This window comes from Euzebyella marina (genome assembly GCF_014855515.1).
GTDB lineage: Bacteria > Bacteroidota > Bacteroidia > Flavobacteriales > Flavobacteriaceae > Euzebyella > Euzebyella marina.
In genome coordinates this window covers 577743-596128 of sequence record NZ_JACYFK010000001.1, presented here as the reverse complement: position 1 = coordinate 596128, position 18386 = coordinate 577743, and the positions used below count along the sequence as shown (strand labels likewise).

14 protein-coding genes and 1 tRNA gene are annotated in these 18386 nt (G+C 40.7%); 11 read left to right on the top strand and 4 right to left on the bottom strand.

Annotation, left to right across the window (positions count from 1 at the left end):
• The first annotated feature begins 2 nt into the window (after positions 1-2).
• From IL356_RS02355 to IL356_RS02320, 8 genes are all read left to right on the top strand, one after another.
• Positions 3-1829 carry a feruloyl-CoA synthase gene (locus IL356_RS02355; protein ID WP_205601267.1) on the top strand — a complete coding sequence of 609 codons (1827 nt, stop codon included), beginning with the start codon at positions 3-5 and terminating at the stop codon, positions 1827-1829.
• 172 nt (positions 1830-2001) lie between these two features.
• On the top strand, positions 2002-2724 hold the full coding sequence (locus tag IL356_RS02350) for a carbohydrate-binding family 9-like protein (RefSeq protein WP_121847396.1): 723 nt from the start codon (positions 2002-2004) through the stop codon (positions 2722-2724).
• A gap of 184 nt (positions 2725-2908) precedes the next feature.
• A complete protein-coding gene (locus IL356_RS02345) occupies positions 2909-4672 on the top strand; it encodes a PQQ-dependent sugar dehydrogenase (protein WP_121847397.1) in 1764 nt (587 codons plus the stop codon).
• A gap of 16 nt (positions 4673-4688) precedes the next feature.
• Positions 4689-5939 carry an amidohydrolase/deacetylase family metallohydrolase gene (locus IL356_RS02340; protein WP_121847398.1) on the top strand — a complete coding sequence of 417 codons (1251 nt, stop codon included), beginning with the start codon at positions 4689-4691 and terminating at the stop codon, positions 5937-5939.
• A 43-nt stretch (positions 5940-5982) separates the two neighbouring features.
• Positions 5983-6471: a RidA family protein gene (locus tag IL356_RS02335; protein ID WP_121847399.1), complete on the top strand. Its 489-nt coding sequence runs from the start codon at positions 5983-5985 to the stop codon at positions 6469-6471.
• A gap of 23 nt (positions 6472-6494) precedes the next feature.
• Positions 6495-7709, top strand: coding sequence for an aminotransferase class V-fold PLP-dependent enzyme (locus IL356_RS02330; protein WP_162987786.1), 1215 nt, complete (start codon positions 6495-6497; stop codon positions 7707-7709).
• Between the two features lie 19 nt (positions 7710-7728).
• Positions 7729-8301 (top strand): RidA family protein, encoded by a 573-nt coding sequence (locus tag IL356_RS02325; protein WP_121847400.1) that lies wholly within the window; start codon positions 7729-7731, stop codon positions 8299-8301.
• Positions 8302-8375: 74 nt separating this feature from the next.
• Positions 8376-9188, top strand: coding sequence for an alpha/beta hydrolase (locus IL356_RS02320; RefSeq protein WP_225621369.1), 813 nt, complete (start codon positions 8376-8378; stop codon positions 9186-9188).
• A 65-nt stretch (positions 9189-9253) separates the two neighbouring features.
• On the opposite strand, the gene IL356_RS02315 is transcribed toward IL356_RS02320, so the two are convergent.
• The gene (locus IL356_RS02315) at positions 9254-9439 is read right to left on the bottom strand and encodes a CsbD family protein (RefSeq protein WP_121850568.1); all 186 of its coding nucleotides are present in this window, start codon (positions 9437-9439) and stop codon (positions 9254-9256) included.
• A gap of 706 nt (positions 9440-10145) precedes the next feature.
• Here IL356_RS02315 and IL356_RS02310 point away from each other — a divergent pair.
• From IL356_RS02310 to IL356_RS02300, 3 genes are all read left to right on the top strand, one after another.
• A complete protein-coding gene (locus IL356_RS02310; protein WP_121847401.1) occupies positions 10146-11483 on the top strand; it encodes a Gfo/Idh/MocA family protein in 1338 nt (445 codons plus the stop codon).
• A gap of 310 nt (positions 11484-11793) precedes the next feature.
• A complete protein-coding gene (locus tag IL356_RS02305; protein ID WP_121847402.1) occupies positions 11794-12078 on the top strand; it encodes a GIY-YIG nuclease family protein in 285 nt (94 codons plus the stop codon).
• 13 nt (positions 12079-12091) lie between these two features.
• A tRNA-Arg gene (locus IL356_RS02300) sits at positions 12092-12163 on the top strand.
• 66 nt (positions 12164-12229) lie between these two features.
• On the opposite strand, the gene IL356_RS02295 is transcribed toward IL356_RS02300, so the two are convergent.
• From IL356_RS02295 to IL356_RS02285, 3 genes are all read right to left on the bottom strand, one after another.
• Entirely contained in the window at positions 12230-14548 is a 2319-nt protein-coding gene (locus tag IL356_RS02295) for a GH92 family glycosyl hydrolase (RefSeq protein WP_121847403.1), read from the bottom strand.
• A 913-nt stretch (positions 14549-15461) separates the two neighbouring features.
• The gene (locus tag IL356_RS02290; RefSeq protein WP_121847406.1) at positions 15462-16853 is read right to left on the bottom strand and encodes a sulfatase family protein; all 1392 of its coding nucleotides are present in this window, start codon (positions 16851-16853) and stop codon (positions 15462-15464) included.
• A gap of 18 nt (positions 16854-16871) precedes the next feature.
• The gene (locus IL356_RS02285; protein WP_121847407.1) at positions 16872-18386 is read right to left on the bottom strand and encodes a RagB/SusD family nutrient uptake outer membrane protein; all 1515 of its coding nucleotides are present in this window, start codon (positions 18384-18386) and stop codon (positions 16872-16874) included.

Here is an 18386-nt window from a genome sequence, read left to right as displayed (position 1 = left end):
TGTTGACGCAACAAGACACTCCGTATTTAGAGGTTCCGACCATATCCATTGACATTGATAGGCAAATGCGTGCCGATGGCACTATTTTGCTCCGCTCGAAAATTGCTTTGGAAGATTTCCCGCAGAAGGTCACCGAACGCCTTCGTTATTGGTATGAACAAACGCCAGATAGTGTCTTACTTGCCCAAAGAAACAAAAGTGGTGACTGGCTGAAATTTACCTATGCTGAAGTATGGCACAAAATTCAGAACATCGGTCAGTTCTTGCTTAACAATAAGAATGGCGAGGCGAAACCAATTGTTGTGCTCTCGGGTAACAGTTGGCAACATGGCTTATTGGCCCTTGCTGCACAACATGTAGGTGTCGTTTTTTCGGCAATTAGTCCGGCCTATTCCCTAAAATCCACCGATTTTAGAAAGCTTAAGCATTGTATTGAATTGCTTGACCCAGGTCTAATTTTTGTTCAGGATGGCCAACAATATGCAAGTGCCTTGAATAGTCTAGAAACTTCTGCTACACTTGTGGTAGTGGAAAACCCTGTGCAAAATGCCCTATTGTTTCAAGATGTTTTGGAAACGCCAGTGACAAAAGCTGTTTTACAGGCGCATCAAAAAATTAAAGGGAATTCAATTGCAAAAATTCTTTTTACTTCCGGCTCTACCGGAATGCCTAAAGGGGTTATGAATACCCAAGCCAACCTAACGAGTAATTTACAACAGATTACCCAGACCTATCCGTTTATGAAAAATGGCGGACTTACCTTAATCGATTGGCTTCCTTGGAGCCATACTTTTGGGGGTAACCATAATTTCGGTCTCGCTTTTTATAATGGCGGTACACTTTATATAGATGAAGGAAACCCTACTCCTGAAGGTACTCTGGTGACGATAAAAAATCTAAGGGAGATCCCGCCTACGGTCTATTTCAATGTTCCCAAGGGGTTTGAAGAATTGGTCGGGGTGTTGCAGAAAGATAACAATCTTTGCGAAACATTTTTTAGCCAACTTAAAATGCTCTTTTTCGGTGGTGCCAGTTTATCCCAGCATGTTCGTGATTGTTTAGATGCTTTGGCCTTAAGAACTACCGGAAAACGTGTGTTGATTTCTTCCGGATATGGTATGACCGAAGCTTGCCCATCGACCATGTTCAATACAAGTTATGAGCAAAGGGCCGGAAATTTAGGAGTTCCTGTTCCAGGAATGACAACAAAATTAGTGCCCTTTGGTGATGCCTTTGAAGTACGCTTTAAGGGCCCTAATCTTACACCTGGTTATTGGAACGATGATTGGCAGACATCCAATGCTTTTGATGAAGAAGGTTTTTTTAAAAGTGGAGATGCGTTAAAATTTGAAGATGTCGACAACCCGAGTGCAGGATTGATTTACGACGGAAGAATTACCGAGAACTTTAAGCTTAATTCCGGTACTTGGGTCAATGTAGGGCTTCTTCGGGCCCAGTTGATTGCCGAAAGTAACGGGCTTATTCGAGATGCAGTGCTTACAGGGCATGATAAAGATTTTGTCGGAGCCCTGCTATTTTTAAATCCTGATCATTCGTTCGATCATCTGAAAAAAGTTGTTGTGGAGCATGATAGGAAGCAAAAAATAGAGGAGAGCATTCTAGGGGCACTTAGAAATTTAGCCAAAAAAAACACGGGCGCCACAACTGTGGTAAGACGAGCGATGATTGCTAGGTTCGAGTTGAGTATCAAAAATGGAGAGGTTACCGACAAGGGGTCCATTAACCAGCGAGCCGTACTTTTGAATAGGAAAGAATGGATAAGCCTGTTGCATGACAGCAATTTAGGTGAAGATGTCTTGGAGATATAGGAATTCGATTTTCATGTCATTCTTTTGTCTGACATCAGACCTACATTATTTTTTACCGCTTGGCTTTATTTTTATCTTGAGGATATATGTAAAATCGATACTTTTATAAGGTGTTGATAAATAGTTTAGTAGCTATATTCTATTTGTGGTAATTCATTAATTGCATTTTAAGTTGGGCAAATACATCGCGGCAGCATTCATTTTCATTTATTCATTCTCAATGGCACAGACCGATACGGAACAAAAATCTATAGTTGTAAAGCAAATTGTACTTGAGGAAGAAGCTGATCTTGAAACCGTTTCAAGATTATTGGAAGCGGAAACAGAGATTAATAATATTTCACTTTTGAACTGGGATGTCTACTCTTATTTGCCAAAGGTTCATTTTAGAATTGCCAGAAACAAGAATGATATTTGGCTGAAGTTCTATGTTTCCGAAGAGAACGTGCTTGCCCAATTTAGCGAACCGAACTCTTCAACACATCGCGATAGCTGCGTCGAGTTTTTTATCGATCCCCTGCAAGATGGTAATTATTACAATTTTGAATTCAATTGTATTGGCACTACGCATTTGGCCTATGGCCCAGGTAGAGGTAAGCGTACCTTTATTGACAAGGATATCATAAAACAATATATAAAAGTAAGGTCAAGTCTGGGGAATATTCCTTTTGAAGAAAAGGGTGGAGGACATGACTGGGAGATGACCGTTGTGATATCTGAGGAAGTTTGGACGTATTCCAAAGATTTCGAATTAAAAGGATTAAAGTCAAAAGCGAATTTCTACAAATGTGGTGATGATACGTCTAAGCCGCACTACGTTTCGTGGAATGCCATCGATACCGAAAGGCCTGATTTTCATCGTCCAGAATTTTTCGGAAGCTTGACTTTCGAATAGAAAATTCGCAACGTTTCTTTGAGATTACTGTAAATAGAACAATCTTTTTATATCATTCTTGAAAAAATTGGTGTGCTCGAGCACATTTTATGTTTAATTTTTTGGCGGGTATGTAAAAGTGCACTACTTTAAGACTGTTATTTACCAAGAATAACAAAATACCAAACCAAACTAACCTGAAATTATGTATCCCAATTTCCCTCGAAAGAGTCCTTTACTAGTACTCGGGGCCACTGCCATTATGTTGCAGTGTGCCCCCGAGGAAAAGGGGGGAGATCTCTATCTTCCCGATGGTTTCACTTCATCTGTGGTTATCGAACAGGTCGACGAGACCGTAAGACACCTAGCAGTTTCAGACGAGCATGTGGTCTATGCCAAATTAAGAAATGCAGAGCCCGATAAGGCCGTAATGGCATTACTCGATACCAATGGTGATGACTATGCCGATGAGACCGCCAAATTTGGGGGCACTGAAAAAGGTTCACGTTGGAGCTATGCAACGGCAATGAGGGTTTATAACGGCTATATATATTATAGTTCGGATCTTGTTGTTTATAGACAAAAATTAAAGCCAGGTTCGCTTACCCCTGAGGGAGAGGTGCAGGTAGTCGTGACCGACGACCATGAACATGGTAAGCACGAACATATAGGTAAGCCCATTGCTTTTGATGATGAAGGGTATATGTACGTTCCTTTTGGGGCTCCCTCTAACGCTTGCCAAGAACCAAAGCGTACACCAGGCGCACCGGGTCTCGACCCATGTCCGCAACTTGAAGATCATGCCGGGGTTTGGCGTTTTGATGCCAACAAATTAGGACAAACGCAAAAAGACGGATATAAATATGCATCGGGTATTAGAAGCTTGGTCGCTATGAACTGGAATCCGGTAGATGGAGAACTGTACGGTGTTGTTCACGGCCGCGATGATCTTTTGAGGTTATGGCCCAACTTATATGATTCACATCAAAGTGCTTTATTGCCTTCGGAAGAATTTATCAAAATCGAGGAAGGTACCCATTTCGGATGGCCCTATTGCTATTACGATCAAATGCAAGGTAAAAAGGTGCTGGCCCCTGAATATGGGGGTGATGGTAAGATAGTAGGTCGTTGCGATCAATACGATGATCCGATAATAGGTTTCCCGGGTCATTGGGCCCCTAACGATTTGGTTTTTTACGAGGGTGATCAATTTCCCGAAAGGTACAAGCATGGCGCTTTTATTACCTTTCACGGTTCTACCAATAGAGCACCTTATCCGCAGTCAGGTTATTTCGTGGGCTTCGTACCTTTCAAAGACGGCAAGCCTAGTGGAGAATTTGAGGTTTTTGCAGATGGCTTTGCCAAGGTAGACCCTATAGTCAATACCAAAGATGCTGCCCATAGGCCCATGGGTTTAGCGATAGGCCCCGATGGAGAGCTATATATCTCCGACTCGGTAAAAGGGAAAATATGGAAGGTGGTCTATAACGGCGATAAGAACGATTTTGGTGCGGAGCAATTGGCTTCGATGGAAGAGCACAAAAAATTATCCCATATAAGAACCCCAGATTTTGAGAAAGATAACCTAATGCCTAAAAATTTGGTGGGCGGGGCAAAAATCTATCAGCAGTATTGCAGCGCTTGCCATCAAATGAACGGTAGAGGAGCTTCTGGGCGCTTTCCACCATTGGTGGAGACCGATTGGGTTACTGGTGATCAAGAGCGGTTGGTGAAAGTTTTGCTAAACGGTATGGAAGGTAGCCTTAAAGTTGGTGATGAGGTATATAACGGGGTTATGCCACAACATCGTTTTCTAAGCGACAAAGAAATTGCCCAAGTGTTGACTTTCGTACGCTCCAGCTTCGGTAACGAGGCGTCTGAGATTGAAGAAACACTGGTGGCTGACCTAAGAAAAGAGCAAGAAGAGAGTGGCGAGCCTATCGAGCCTATAAAAGTCGTTACCGAGTAAAACCAAACCATTGAAAATGAAAAAGAAAAAGTTATACCGATTATGGCACTTAGCCGCCTTAATGTTCGGCACGTTCGTAGTAAGCGCCCAAGAATATGACATTTTAATTGACAACGGGCATGTTGTCGATGCTAAAAACAAAATAGATAAGGTGATGGATGTGGCCATCAAAGATGGAAAAATTGCCAAGGTCGCTTCTTCTATTTCCAGTAAATCCGCTACCGTTGTTATCGATGCCAAGGATTTATACGTAAGCCCTGGACTTATAGATATTCATAGCCATAATTTTCACGGTACCGAACCACATTCCTATTTGAGCAATAGCTTCACGGCCCTACCACCTGACGGATTCAGTTTTCGTACCGGGGTAACGACGGTCGTTGATGCCGGGGGAGCAGGATGGCGTAATTTTCAATTGTTTAAAGAACAAGTAATCGATCGTTCAAAAACAAGGGTGCTGGCTTTTATGAACATTGTAGGTTCGGGTATGAAAGGGGGCGCCATAGAGCAAAATTTGGCCGATATGGATGCCAAGCTAACTGCTATGGTGGCAAGGCAGAACAAAGAGCATGTGGTGGGCATCAAATTGGCTCACTTTAGTGGTTTTGATTGGAAACCGGCAGAAAGTGCTGTTGAAGCGGGAAAGTTGGCCGATATTCCTGTGATGATCGATTTCGGGGGTAGTGAGCCAGAGCTTTCGCTGAACACTTTGTTTATGGAAAAATTACGTCCCGGAGATATATTTACCCACGCTTATGCCCATGTGAATGGAAGAACGCCGTTGGTTGGCCCTGATGGAAAAGTGGCCGATTTTGCTTGGAAGGCCCAAGAGCGCGGAATCATTTTTGACGTTGGTCATGGTGGTGGCAGTTTTCTTTTTGAACAAGTTGTTCCGGCGATGAAACAAAATTTCAAGCCCAATACGATCAGTACCGATTTGCACACGGGTAGCATGAATGCGGGCATGAAAGACGTAGTAAATATTATGTCGAAGTTTTTGAATTTAGAAATGCCGGTGGCCGAGGTTATTGAGGCTACCACATGGAATTCGGCAAAGGCCATTAAAAGAGAAGAGTTGGGCCATTTGTCTGAAGGTGCCGTTGCCGACGTAACCATCTTAAACCTTCACAACGGCAATTTTGGTTTTATAGACTCAAAAGGAAAGAAAATGAGCGGCGAGCAGAAGCTTGAGTGCGAGGTGACCATAAGAGAAGGTAAGGTAGTCTATGACTTGAATGGATTGGCCGCAACATTTTGGAACGAATAGCAAACAATTTAAACACTTAATAATAAATCAATTCAATTTTACTATGGAAGATAAAACAACAAGAAGGGCATCCTTTAAAAAGCTTGGAATGGGCCTTGCGGCCATTTTTGGTGTAGGTACGGTAAATGCCATGTCTAAAAAATCGGAAGAAAAATCAGCGAAGCCTAAAAAAGAGGTCGTTGGCGAAATCGTTACCGATCAAGATATTCCGCTTTTCTCGGGAGCCGTAAAGCACGGCAACACGCTATACATTGCCGGTAAAGGGGCGCATACTGAACCTTTTGAGATTAAGGCGCACACCGAAATTGTACTAAAAGAATTGGAAAGAGAGCTAAAGGCAAATGGTTCATCGATGGAACAGGTTCTTAAAGTGAACGTATATTTGGCCGATTTGGGTGATTATAAAGCCATGAACGAGGTGTTTAGAGGCCGGTTTGGTAAGAATCCTCCTGTACGTACTACCGTGGCAACATATGGTGGTGTACCCGGCGATTCTTTGGTGGAAATGGATTGTATAGCCGCATTGGATTAATAAACTAATAAAAAGAAATAATTATGAGCAGCAGAAGAAAAGTACTAAAATCAATAACGGCCCTCCCGCTAGTAGGGGGAATCATGGGGCCGAGTTTAATAAGTGCCAAAGCCACCGAAGAGTTAGTGCTAAAGCCTGCTGCTCGTGATTATTTCAAAGAGCTAGGTTTGCGTACGTTTATCAATGCGGCCGGCACCTATACTTCGATGACGGGCTCATTGATGCAGAAAGAAGTGACCGAGGCCATTACGTATGGCGCCACTGAATACGTTAATCTAGACGAATTGCACGACAAAGTGGGCGAGCGCATAGCTGAACTTTTAGAATGTGAATACGCCACCGTATCTTCAGGTGCTTTTGGTGCCATGACCATTGGTTTGGCCGGTGTCATTTGTGGTATGGATACTAAAAAAGTTAGTCAATTACCTGACACGACCGGGCTAAAGAATGAGGTTATAGTGCAAGAGGCCCATGATATTGCCTATACCCATGCCCTAATTAATACTGGGGCTAAGATAGTTAGTGTGAAAAGTGCCAAAGATTTGGAAAAGGCTATTAATAAGAATACTGCCATGTTGTGGTATTTAAATGCCAATACCGATCTGGGCGAGATTTCAAGAGAGGACTTTGTCGCACTGGGGAAAAAGCACGGCATACCCACATTTATCGATTGTGCCGCTGATGTTCCACCGGTTGAAAACCTATTTAAGTTTACCAAAATGGGCTTTGACTTAGTAGCTTTTTCAGGTGGAAAAGGTATTCGCGGACCTCAGAGTGCCGGACTTCTTTTAGGGAAACGAAAATACATAGAAGCTGCCCGTTTACATACACCGCCTAGGGGTACCACCATTGCCCGGGGTATGAAAGTAAATAAGGAAGAAGTTTTGGGTATGTTGGTAGCCTTGGAACTGTACCTTGGCCGAGACCACGAAAAAGAATGGGAGCTTTGGGAAAATCAAATCAAATTGATCAGTGATAGTGCCAAATCGGTAAAAGGTGTCGAAACTGAAATACATGTACCTCCGCACGCGAACCATGTGCCTAGTTTAAAGATTAAGTGGGATGAAAGTATAGTCAAAATATCAAAAGATGATATGCGAAAGGCACTTAGAGATGGGCATCCATCCATAGAAACAGTGGGCAACAAAGAAGAGGTCGGTATCACCACTTGGATGATGGATCCGGGTCAGGAGCGAATTGTTGCGAGACGCGTAAAAGAAATACTTGAAAACGCATAATCAACCTATATTTCCTTACATGAAAAACTATTTGATAGCCTTAGGGTTTCTATGTTTCATCGCTTGTAACACTGAAAAAGAACCTACAACTATAGAGCAAAAACCTCAAAGTGCTGTAATAGATCCAGATTACGATCCCGAAGCCAAACTAAAAGAATTGGGTATAGAATTAACAGCACCTTCATCCCCTGTGGCGAACTACGTAAATGCAGTGCGCACCGGCAATTTGATTTTTTTGGCCGGTAAAGGTCCATTAAAGGCAGATGGTGAAAACATAACAGGAAAAGTAGGTTCAGACCTTACTATTGAAGAGGGCTATGAGGCAGCCCGGGTAACCGGTATTAACCAATTATCTGTTCTAAAGGCCGAATTGGGCAATCTAAATAAGGTCAAGAGAGTGGTAAAGGTAAAGGGCATGGTCAATTGTGACCCTGATTTCGGAGACCAACCCAAAGTGGTCAATGGCTATTCCGATTTAATGGTAGCCGTTTTCGGCGAAAGGGGAAAGCACGCCCGAGCGGCCGTTGGTATGGGCTCTTTACCTGATAATATCGCTATCGAGGTAGAAATGGTTGTGGAGGTTTACGAATAGCATTCGCTTTTACATTTCATAAGGCCTATCATATTTAGGTATTTTCGTAGTTTCACCGTAGAAACTAATAGAACATGGCCGATATGAAATTATGGTTGTTTATTTTGCTGCTGAGTGTTAGTAGTGGTTTTGCCCAAATCACCTACGAGCTAAAAGAAAATATACCTTACTACGATACTGAATCTCAAAAATCAGACGCCTATTTAAAAGAGCGCTGCAAACTCGATGTCTATTTTCCAAAAGATACCTCCAATGTGGTCACAGTAGTTTGGTTTCATGGCGGTGGACTTGAAGGAGGCAATAAACATATTCCGGAAGGATTGTTGGAACAGGGGGTGGCTGTTGTGACCGTTAATTACCGCTTGCACCCAAAGGTAAAACACCCTGTTTATATAGAAGATGCAGCCGCCGCCGTTGCGTGGACGTTCAATCATATAAAGGAATATGGGGGAAGCCCCGACAAAATTTTTGTTACGGGGCATAGTGCTGGCGGCTATCTTGCCAGTATGGTAGGCCTAGATAAAGAATACCTGAAGAAATTCAATATAGATGCCGATAAAATTGCGGGATTGATTCCGCTTAGCGGCCATAGCATCACGCACTTTACCATACGCAAAGAAATGGGTATTGCGGGTACGCAGCCCATCGTTGATAAATATGCTCCTTTATTTCATGTTAGAAAAGATGCTCCTCCCATTTTATTGATAACGGGCAATCGTGAAAAGGAAATGTTAGGACGATATGAAGAAGTTGCCTATTTATACCGAATGTTCAAAGTAGTGGGGCACGAAGATGTCGAGTTGATGGAGATGGATGGCTACGGGCATAACATGGTATACCCTGCGATACCTCCATTGCTTGATTTTGTTCGGGCAAGAATAGAATAGATTTCCGTCGATTTAAGATAAATAAAAAGGCCCTGTTTCGCAGGGCCTTTCTTTATTTGCTGGAATTACCAGCTACTTATTTCCTCTTTCAATTCTTCTTTCGTTTTACCGGTACGTTCTTGTAAACGGCCTAACATCTCGTCAAATTTACCTTCGGCAAATGTGGTGTCGTCATCGGTGACGGTACCGTACTTCTGTTTGAACTTACCTTTTATTTGTTTCCATTTGCCTTCTAACTGATCTTTATTCATAATGCTCATTTTTAAGTTAATAATAGACTCTCCTTTCAAAAGTTGAAAGCCATACATCTAAGTTAGAACGACGGCATTAGTGGTCTTGACTTGAAAGCACCTAAAAATAGCCGAATTGATACTTAAGAAAATTCCACTATTCCCTAAATTTTATATCCTTCAGATAAAAAATCGATAAACGGAATCGGTTTACGATGAATATACTCTATTGATCGATGAGATAATCAGTTAGAATCCATTACCTCAATTTCATCGAATAATCTACAGATTGACAGCATGTTAATGCTTATTTTGAGTAAGTTTGAAGAAAATACCTACTTATGGATAACTACATTGTCCTTTTTTGTTTTTTTGCAATTTGCTTTGTGATAGCTTGCTTGTTTATAGTTTTTTCAACTGGGAAACACTAATAATTAGTACATCAAGATTGCATTTCATTTCTGATAGGTTTGGGGAAGTCTTTACCCTTACGCTAGTAAGGTTACTTCTTGCTATTATTCATAAATAGCTGCAAAAAACTACGAAAAACCCCTATACAGGTTAATATTCTTTAGCAATTCGATAAATTTTTAGAAAAAGATATTCTATTAATTGTTAACTTACGAAGCCTTAAGTCGGCTCTTTTTGCGTATTCGATTGCACAACATTGAAAAAGCATAAAGAGATAGACTGAAATACAACTTTACTAAAACCAAATAGATTGAAAATGAAATCATCAAGAAGATCCTTTATCAAAAAAACAGCAGTAGCCGGAACAGGCGTGATTGCAGCTCCTACCATTGTTTCCGCAAACGTTTTCGGCGCAAATGATCGAATTAACGCAGCAGTTCTCGGAGTGAACGGAAGGGGGAAATCTCACATTCAAGGCTTCATGGCCCAGGACAATGTTCGCGTTACTACTTTGTGCGACCCTGATATGAACGTGCTTAAAGAGCGCCAAGCCGAGTTTAAGGAAAAATATGACCAAAAGGTATCTCTTGAACAAGATTTGAGAAACGTATTCGATGATAAAGATATTGATGTAGTCAGTATAGCAACACCGAACCATTGGCACGCCCTCTCAGTGATTTGGGCTTGTCAGGCGGGTAAAGATGTTTATGTTGAAAAACCAGGTTCCCATAACATTTGGGAAGGGCGAAAGATGGTCGAGGCCGCCAATAAATACGACCGAATAGTACAGCATGGGGTTCAGTTAAGAAGTTCCCCGGCAATTAATGAGGCCATTCAATTAATGAGAGACGGTTATATCGGTAGGGTTTATATGTCTCGAGGCTTGGTATTCAGATGGAGGCCCGATATAGGTGACAAAGGTCAATCTTCAGTGCCTCAAGGCCTGGATTATGATTTATGGACAGGCCCTGCTCAAAAGGTACCTTTTACTGAAAACCTGGTTCACTACAACTGGCATTGGCACTGGGATTATGGTAATGGAGATGTCGGTAATCAAGGTATTCACGAAACCGATCTTTGTATGTGGGGCCTAGATGTTGGGCTACCATCAAAAATTACGGCCATGGGAGGTAAGTTTCTTTGGGATGATAGCAAAGAAACACCAGAGGTGCTTACATCGGTTTACCATTATCCAGAAGAAAATAAAATTATACAGTTTGAAGTACGCCCATGGTGTACCAATACCGAAGACGGTGCTACCGTAGGTAATATATTCTATGGGGATAAGGGCATTCTTGTCGTGGATGGCTACGATAAATACAAAACGTATTTGGGTAAAGATAGAACCCCTGGAAAATCAGGAAGTGACGGTGGAGATTCCGGTACTGGTATGGATCGTGGAGCTGGTGGAACCGATGGTCACTTTGCGAACTTTATTGAGGCGGTAAGAAAGCACGACAAATCAATTTTGAACGGACCCGTAGAAACTGCACATCTTTCATCTGGTTTGGCCCATTTAGGTAATATAGCCTATAGAACCGGACGTGTCTTAGACTTTGACCCAAAAACGGAACGTTTCATCAATGATCCTGAGGCTGATAAATATTTAACTAGGGATTATCGTCAAGGTTTTGAAGTGCCTGAGAACGTATAAACCTAAATAATCAACGGCTTTTTATTATGTTTCGCATGGGTCTTTTGGCCCATGCTTTTTTTATCCCTAGGTTTTTGATGCTTTTTAAAGAACATTATTTTTCTATTGAAGTAGAGAATATGACCATTGCCCTGAAAATAGAGAGGTACATAAAACGAATGAAGAGTAGAGTCTATATTCAGAATTTGATTAAATATCCTGAGATTAGTATGAAACTACTTGAAAAGTATTCTTAATTTTGCACCCTTTGGCCCCGTAGTTCAATGGATAGCCTCGATAGCTATCGGGGGAAGTTTCCTAAATTTACCACATGCCTTTCGTTTATGTGGTTCAATCCAAGACAACCGATAGATTTTATGTAGGAGTTACCGCCGATTTGAAAGAGCGGTTAATTTGGCATATCGACTATAATAAGAATGAAGGTTTTACCAAAAAAGGAATTCCATGGGAATATTATTTTACTCTTGAAGTAGAGAATATGACTATTGCCCTGAAAATAGAGAGGCACATAAAACGAATGAAGAGTAGGGTCTATATTCAGAATTTGGTTAAATATCCTGAGATTAGTATGAAACTACTTGAAAAGTATTCTTAATTTTGCACCCTTTGGCCCCGTAGTTCAATGGATAGAATAGAAGTTTCCTAAACTTTAGATGCAAGTTCGATTCTTGCCGGGGCTACTTTCTTTTTTATCATGCGATTCATTTATTTAGTATTATTTACTTGCAATAAAAGAATCCTAGCTTTTACTTATCTGTGATAGACGGGGGTTTTGGGGACATTTCTAGTTTAAGAACGCCACCTCTGGTTAGATTTTCATGACTTAAGAGGAAGTCCTCAACCACTTGACCATTAAACTGGGCTTTTTTAATATAAACGTTCTGATCATTACTATTGTTTGCCTTAATAACCAGTTTCCCACCTTTATAGAAGTCTTTATTTAATTCAATTTCAATTTGGTCGAAGAGTGGACCCGTAATCTGATAGGTCGGATTGAGCTCTACACCACCTGTCATTTGAAACAACCCTATTTTCATAAGTACAGCTAGGGATCCCATTAAGCCTTGGTCTTCATCCCCATTATAACCGCGGGCAGGAGTTAATCCTTGGTACACGGTGTTTACAACTTCCCTTGTCCAATATTGTGTAAGATCAGGCCTACCCAAATGTTGAAAAATGTAAGCCGTCTGTATTGAAGGTTGGTTTCCGTAGTTTATTGGTATTCGTGAATACTCCGGGTGTTCTTCTTGCGAATGTGAATTACCTGAAGTAAACCCTAATTTTTTGGCTTCTTCGAACTGGCCATTAAGTTTGGCAACCGCCTTAGCATTTCCCCCCATTAATTCCGCAAGTCCCTTTAAATCATGAGGCACAAACCAAGTATTCTGAGCTCCATTCGCTTCAGAAAACCCCTTTCCATGATAATAAGGGTCATAAGGTTCTAACCATTCACCCCCATAGTTTTTTGGACGCATCCAACCTGAACTTGAGTCAAAAACGTTTTCATAATTTTTAGACCGCCCCATAAAGTGAGTATAATCTTCTGATTGGTCAAGCACTTTTGCAAACTGGGCAAGACACCAATCTTGATAGGCATATTCCATAGTAAGCGATGGTCCGTTCTGATGGTATCCAAATTCTCCTTCCGGTACTGGATAGGGCACAAAACCTTCTTTGATATAGTAGTTCAAGCCACCACCAGAGAAAGTGCTGTGTTCATATCCGGCCTTGGTCATAATTCCGCCAGGCATATGGTTTTTTTTAAGTGCTTGGTAGGCCAAATTGAAATCGAAACCACGAATGCCCTTCTGATAGGCACCCACAATAAATGGAGTACTGCTGGCCCCCGTCATAACATAGGTGTAGTTTCCGCCTGCAGGACCTCTAGGCACCATGCCACCATCCTTATAATATTGAAGAAGTGAGTTAACAAAAGATTCCGCTATTTCTGGATAGACCAGCTGCCATAGGGTATTGATTGTCCATTGTGCTCCCCAAAATGAATCAGAATTAAAATGGTTGAACAAAGGTTTCCCTTCTTTGGAAAGTGGAAGTCGCTTTACTTTAAAGCTATCACCCGTATGGTCAGGGTAGTAGCCATTGGCATCGTTTATTATTCTACGCCCCTGTAGTGCATGCCATAAATCGGTATAAAATCTGCGTTGCTGTTGATCTGAACCACCCTTAACCTTTATCCTGCCCAATAGTTGATTCCATTCCATTCGAGAATCTTCCACTATTTTCTGAAAATTCCAGTGGGGTAATTCATAATCAAGATTAAATTTTGCATTCTCCAAGGAAGTATATGATAGAGCGACTTTCATTTTTGCTTCCTTTTCTCCGTTCTTAATCTTCAATAAATATTTACCGAAATCGGTGGAACCTGAAACCTTTTCGACATCTCGGTCTAAAACAATTCTGAAATATACTTTGAATGGTTTTGGCCTTCGTATTGTTGGTGCGTTGGTAAGTTCTCCTTCAAAATCCCTTGGCCCAACCTGCTTTAATGAACCATTTGTAATGGTAGAAGGACCTAGTTGACCGCTTAGATTAATCAATATGGCACTGTTGTTTGTTTTAAAACGATATTGATGAAACCCTACTCTTTTGGTGCTCGTCAATTCTACCTCAATGCCATATCTTTCTAGATAAAGTTTGTGATAGCCAGGTACGATAGTCTCTTTCTCATGATTAAATGATGAAGATGCGTCTTCAAAAACCGATTTTTCATTTGTTGAAAGCAGGTCTATTGGAAGAACGGAAGGTCCTGAAAGTTGCCAAGCATGAATATGGCTGAGGCCCCTAACCGTATCATTTTTATAGCGATAACCACTGCCCCAAGCACCATCAACCTCCGTGTCCGGACTCAAGTTGACCATTCCAAAAGGTCTACTGGCAGAAGAGAAGAAAAACCATCTTGAATTCTCGGTGTCAAGCTGGGGGTAGACCAAATCAACTAGCGATTTCTCCTCATTATTTTGACCTTTAAGACTGAGAACAGAAATAAGAAAACAGCTTAGAATAAAAATTCTCGCAGCCGATTTGAAAATACCCAAAATATACATTTTAAAAAACAGATTTTGTAATCACAACTTCAATTGAGGAAGTTGTAAAATAATGATTCGTGTGAGTAGTCAAGCGCCTCCGTACCAACTAAATACGTTTTTAGCTTCCCATTTACCCATTTAGTAGGTTGGTAGTGCCTTTTATTTAATTCGTTATTTGTCTGAGTAAAACCCTTGACCAAAATTAGAATGCTATTGAAAGATAAAGACAAACTTTGTTTCTTCAAATCGTTTATTTGAACATTCACTTTTTAGGCCACCACCCACCCTGCTTTTTTATATAAATAATTTGTTTTGTGTGATAAGTAGTACGGGCTTGGATATTAGCAATTTATTTACTCCATTCTGTAATTGTTTTTGGAACCAGATCAATAATATTTTGTCTAATTAGGCTTAAGCTAACTAACAAATTTTCAAGACCTTTTATGAAACTTAAATCAAAAACTAAGTTTGATAAGATCCACTTGCTAAATTCGGGAAAAGATTTGTGGGAAGGCCTTTTGATTCGCTGTTTGGATAAGTTATGGCTTGGAGGGAAATATGAAATATTTTTCTTCAAATATATCGGATCATATGCTTTACTTTTTGCTTTCGAATTATTAGGTCGTTTAGGTGTATAAATTTAAACCATAAAAAATTTATCTTCTCAAATCAACTCTTTAGCCAGTGCAATTGATTTTTAAAGGATTAGTTAATTGAATGTATTCAATTAATTGTTTGTATGACTATGTGGTTAAGACATTCAAATATTTTTCAGCAATACCCTTTTTATTCAATTCCTATTCAAACCAAAATTTCAAGTCTTTATGAAAAAAGGTCTCTTTTCTTGATCGATAATTTACCGGAAATAAACCAGGGCGGAATATTTTCCGCCCTTTCTTAACTAACTAACAACTCAACAATTAAGCTATAACTATTTATTCATTTCATCTCTTACCGATTTAAGCCACACGTCGTGCAATTGTAAGAGTTCGTTTAATTTTTGTGGATTAGTTTCGGCTAGATTATTTTGCTCTCCTATATCCTCATCTAAATTCACCAAAAAGAGTTCGGGGATTTGCTTTTGTTTCATTTCTCCTAGTGGTTCATTTACGTTGCCAATAAGTTTCCAAGGTCCTTTCCGTACAACCCATTGTGCGGTGGTATCATCATAACCGCCCAACTGCCAGTAAACTGTTTCATGTTGCGAACCATCTTTAGCATTTTTAATAATAGGCATTAAGCTTTTTCCGTCCACTTTTAATCCGGTGATGTCAATGTTGGCCAAGTCGGCAACTGTACTGAACCAATCCGTTTCCATGGCCAGTTGCTCACGTACCTCATTGGCAGGAATTTCTTTAGGATATCTAATAATGGCCGGAACTCGAATCCCACCTTCGAACATGCTGAATTTACTTCCACGATATGGGCCTGCATTTCCACCACCATAGAAAGCTCTAGCTTCCTTCGAGTGGCCATGATCTGATTGAAAAATCACGATGGTATTTTCAGTAAGACCATTTTCATCTAGGTAAGTCAAAACTTTACCAATCTGTTCGTCTGTATTCGATAAAAATGATGCGTACTCCTTTCTCGGAGTTGGAAGGTCTTTATAATGATCTAGCCATTTTGGAGTGCCCTGATATGGATAATGTGGGGCATTAAATGCCCAATAGATAAAAAATGGTTTTTCGCTTTGATTATTTATAAAGCCCTTTATCTCATCAACCATTAAATCTGAAAAATGCTCCCCAGGATAATAGACTTCCTCCTCATTTCTGTATAAGTCATGTTTATTGGGGCCATCCCAAAAAAAGAAATGTGAATAATTGTCAATACACCCTCGTTGATGTCCAAAAAAATAATCAAAACCTTGACCATTTGGTAGGTTTTGAGGGCGATGCCCTAGATGCCATTTTCCAATTAATGCGGTGCTATAACCATTATCCTTTAACATCTCCGCCATAGTGATTTCCTCTGTTGGAAGTCCGTATTGACCTGTCTCCTCAGCCCTTTCTGGAATAGGTACGTTATTGGGGAGTCCTGCCCTTAAGTTGGTTTTGCCTGTCAACAGTACGGCCCTTGATGGAGAGCAAACAGGAGCTCCGGCATAGAATTGGGTAAATCTTACGCCTTCTTTTGCCAACCTGTCCATGTTTGGCGTATATAAATCAGTAGCTCCATATGCGTTCAAGTCAATCGAGCCCTGGTCATCCGTAAGTATTACAATTACATTAGGTGCCTTTTTTGAATTTTGTTGAGACCAAGCTAAAAAAGGAGCTATCAGCCAGCATAAATAAATTAAATGGTTGTTACTTATTTTCATATGCTTATTTTATATTTTCTAGTACCCTGGGTTTTGCTCTAAATTTGAGTTTAACAAGATTTCCCTATCGGGTAATGGCCATAGGTAATCCCTGTCAGGGTTGAAACTTCTACTTTCAATTACATTACCATTTTGGTCTAGGCCATCTTCGTTCATTACTACTTCAGCAGTACGCCATCTTACTATGTCCTTGTAGTAAAGCCCTTCTCCGGCGAATTCCACTCTTCGTTCTAAACGTAATGCTTCCCTAAACTCTGCTTGTGAAAGTCCGGCCATAACGTTGGGCATGTCTACTGATGGCCTGTTCCTAACTTCGTTTATGGCATCATATGCTCTAGAAGTTGGGCCATTCAATTCATTTTCTGCTTCTGCGATGGTCAATAATATTTCGGCATATCTAAATAGAATCGGGTTAATCTCCGATTGGTTCGGCTGTGGAGCCGTTCTTGATTCATTATCAGTAAAGTAGGTGTACTTTTTATAGGCATAACCCGTTAAATCGGCGAACAGCTCATCTCCTGTGACTAATTGACCATTGAACATCGATCCAATAGTGATTAAGGTTTGGTTTAAACGTGGGTCTCTATTTTCAAAAGGGCTTTCCGGATTATAAAGATTCGATTCTTCAATGCTTTGACCGTCTGTCATTAAATATGCATCGACCAAACTTTTAAAAACATTCCCCTGTTGGAAAAGTTCATGATAGTTATTGGTGATTTCAGGAAACTGAAATCCCACATCAAAGATTACCTCACTATTTCGTTCATTTTCTAACAAGAATAGTCCTCGGTAGTCTGGAAAGAGGCCGTACTCATTCAAATCAACTACGGCTTGCGCAGCCTCAAGAGCTTCCGACCATCTTTCATTATATAAGGCCGACCTTGCCTTTAATGCTAATGCAGTACCTCGAGTGGCTCTTCCTTGGTCTGTACTGGAATACGATACGGGTAATATATTGATTGCGGCATCTAGATCAGAATAGATAACCTCCAGAATTTCCTGTTTTGAGTTTCTAGGTAATTGACCTTGAGTGTTATTATTGGGAGGGTCCAAAATCAAAGGTACCCCACCGTAGTACTCTATGAGATTGTGATAGTAAAAAGCTCTTAAGAAGCGAGCCTCTCCGATGTATCTTGCTCTAAGGTTTTCATCCATAGGAACCGCATCAATATTTGCCAAAAAAGTATTGGTTCTTCCGATGCCTTCGTAGGCAATTTGGTATCTGGAATTAATCAGGGGTAGTGTCGGATTATTGTCTCCACGAGCTATGGAGGAGGCGCCACTTCCATCATCAATTTCAAAGGCATTTGGGGTGATATCCTCCAACTTTAGCAACCATGATCCTTCGCCATAGTAAGGCCCTAATAAGGGCTCATAGCAACCAGTGAGGGCTGCAGCTGCATTATCTTCGGAATTCCAATAGGTTTCAATCGAACTTTGATCGGCTGGTTCAAGTTCTAAGAGTTCCTTGGAACAACTGATAGACATTGAAATACAGATAAAGAATATATATAGGGATTTAAATCTTTTCAT

What these genes read in the sequence shown, in the direction of transcription:
- IL356_RS02345 (WP_121847397.1), top strand. Translation starts at nt 2,909, where the DNA reads ATGTATCCCAATTTCCCTCGAAAGAGTCCTTTACTAGTACTCGGGGCC.
- IL356_RS02340 (WP_121847398.1), top strand. Translation starts at nt 4,689, where the DNA reads ATGAAAAAGAAAAAGTTATACCGATTATGGCACTTAGCCGCCTTAATG.
- IL356_RS02335 (WP_121847399.1), top strand. Translation starts at nt 5,983, where the DNA reads ATGGAAGATAAAACAACAAGAAGGGCATCCTTTAAAAAGCTTGGAATG.
- IL356_RS02330 (WP_162987786.1), top strand. Translation starts at nt 6,495, where the DNA reads ATGAGCAGCAGAAGAAAAGTACTAAAATCAATAACGGCCCTCCCGCTA.
- IL356_RS02325 (WP_121847400.1), top strand. Translation starts at nt 7,729, where the DNA reads ATGAAAAACTATTTGATAGCCTTAGGGTTTCTATGTTTCATCGCTTGT.
- IL356_RS02320 (WP_225621369.1), top strand. Translation starts at nt 8,376, where the DNA reads ATGGCCGATATGAAATTATGGTTGTTTATTTTGCTGCTGAGTGTTAGT.
- IL356_RS02315 (WP_121850568.1), bottom strand. Translation starts at nt 9,439, where the DNA reads ATGAATAAAGATCAGTTAGAAGGCAAATGGAAACAAATAAAAGGTAAG.
- IL356_RS02310 (WP_121847401.1), top strand. Translation starts at nt 10,146, where the DNA reads ATGAAATCATCAAGAAGATCCTTTATCAAAAAAACAGCAGTAGCCGGA.
- IL356_RS02305 (WP_121847402.1), top strand. Translation starts at nt 11,794, where the DNA reads ATGCCTTTCGTTTATGTGGTTCAATCCAAGACAACCGATAGATTTTAT.
- IL356_RS02295 (WP_121847403.1), bottom strand. Translation starts at nt 14,548, where the DNA reads ATGTATATTTTGGGTATTTTCAAATCGGCTGCGAGAATTTTTATTCTA.
- IL356_RS02290 (WP_121847406.1), bottom strand. Translation starts at nt 16,853, where the DNA reads ATGAAAATAAGTAACAACCATTTAATTTATTTATGCTGGCTGATAGCT.
- IL356_RS02285 (WP_121847407.1), bottom strand. Translation starts at nt 18,386, where the DNA reads ATGAAAAGATTTAAATCCCTATATATATTCTTTATCTGTATTTCAATG.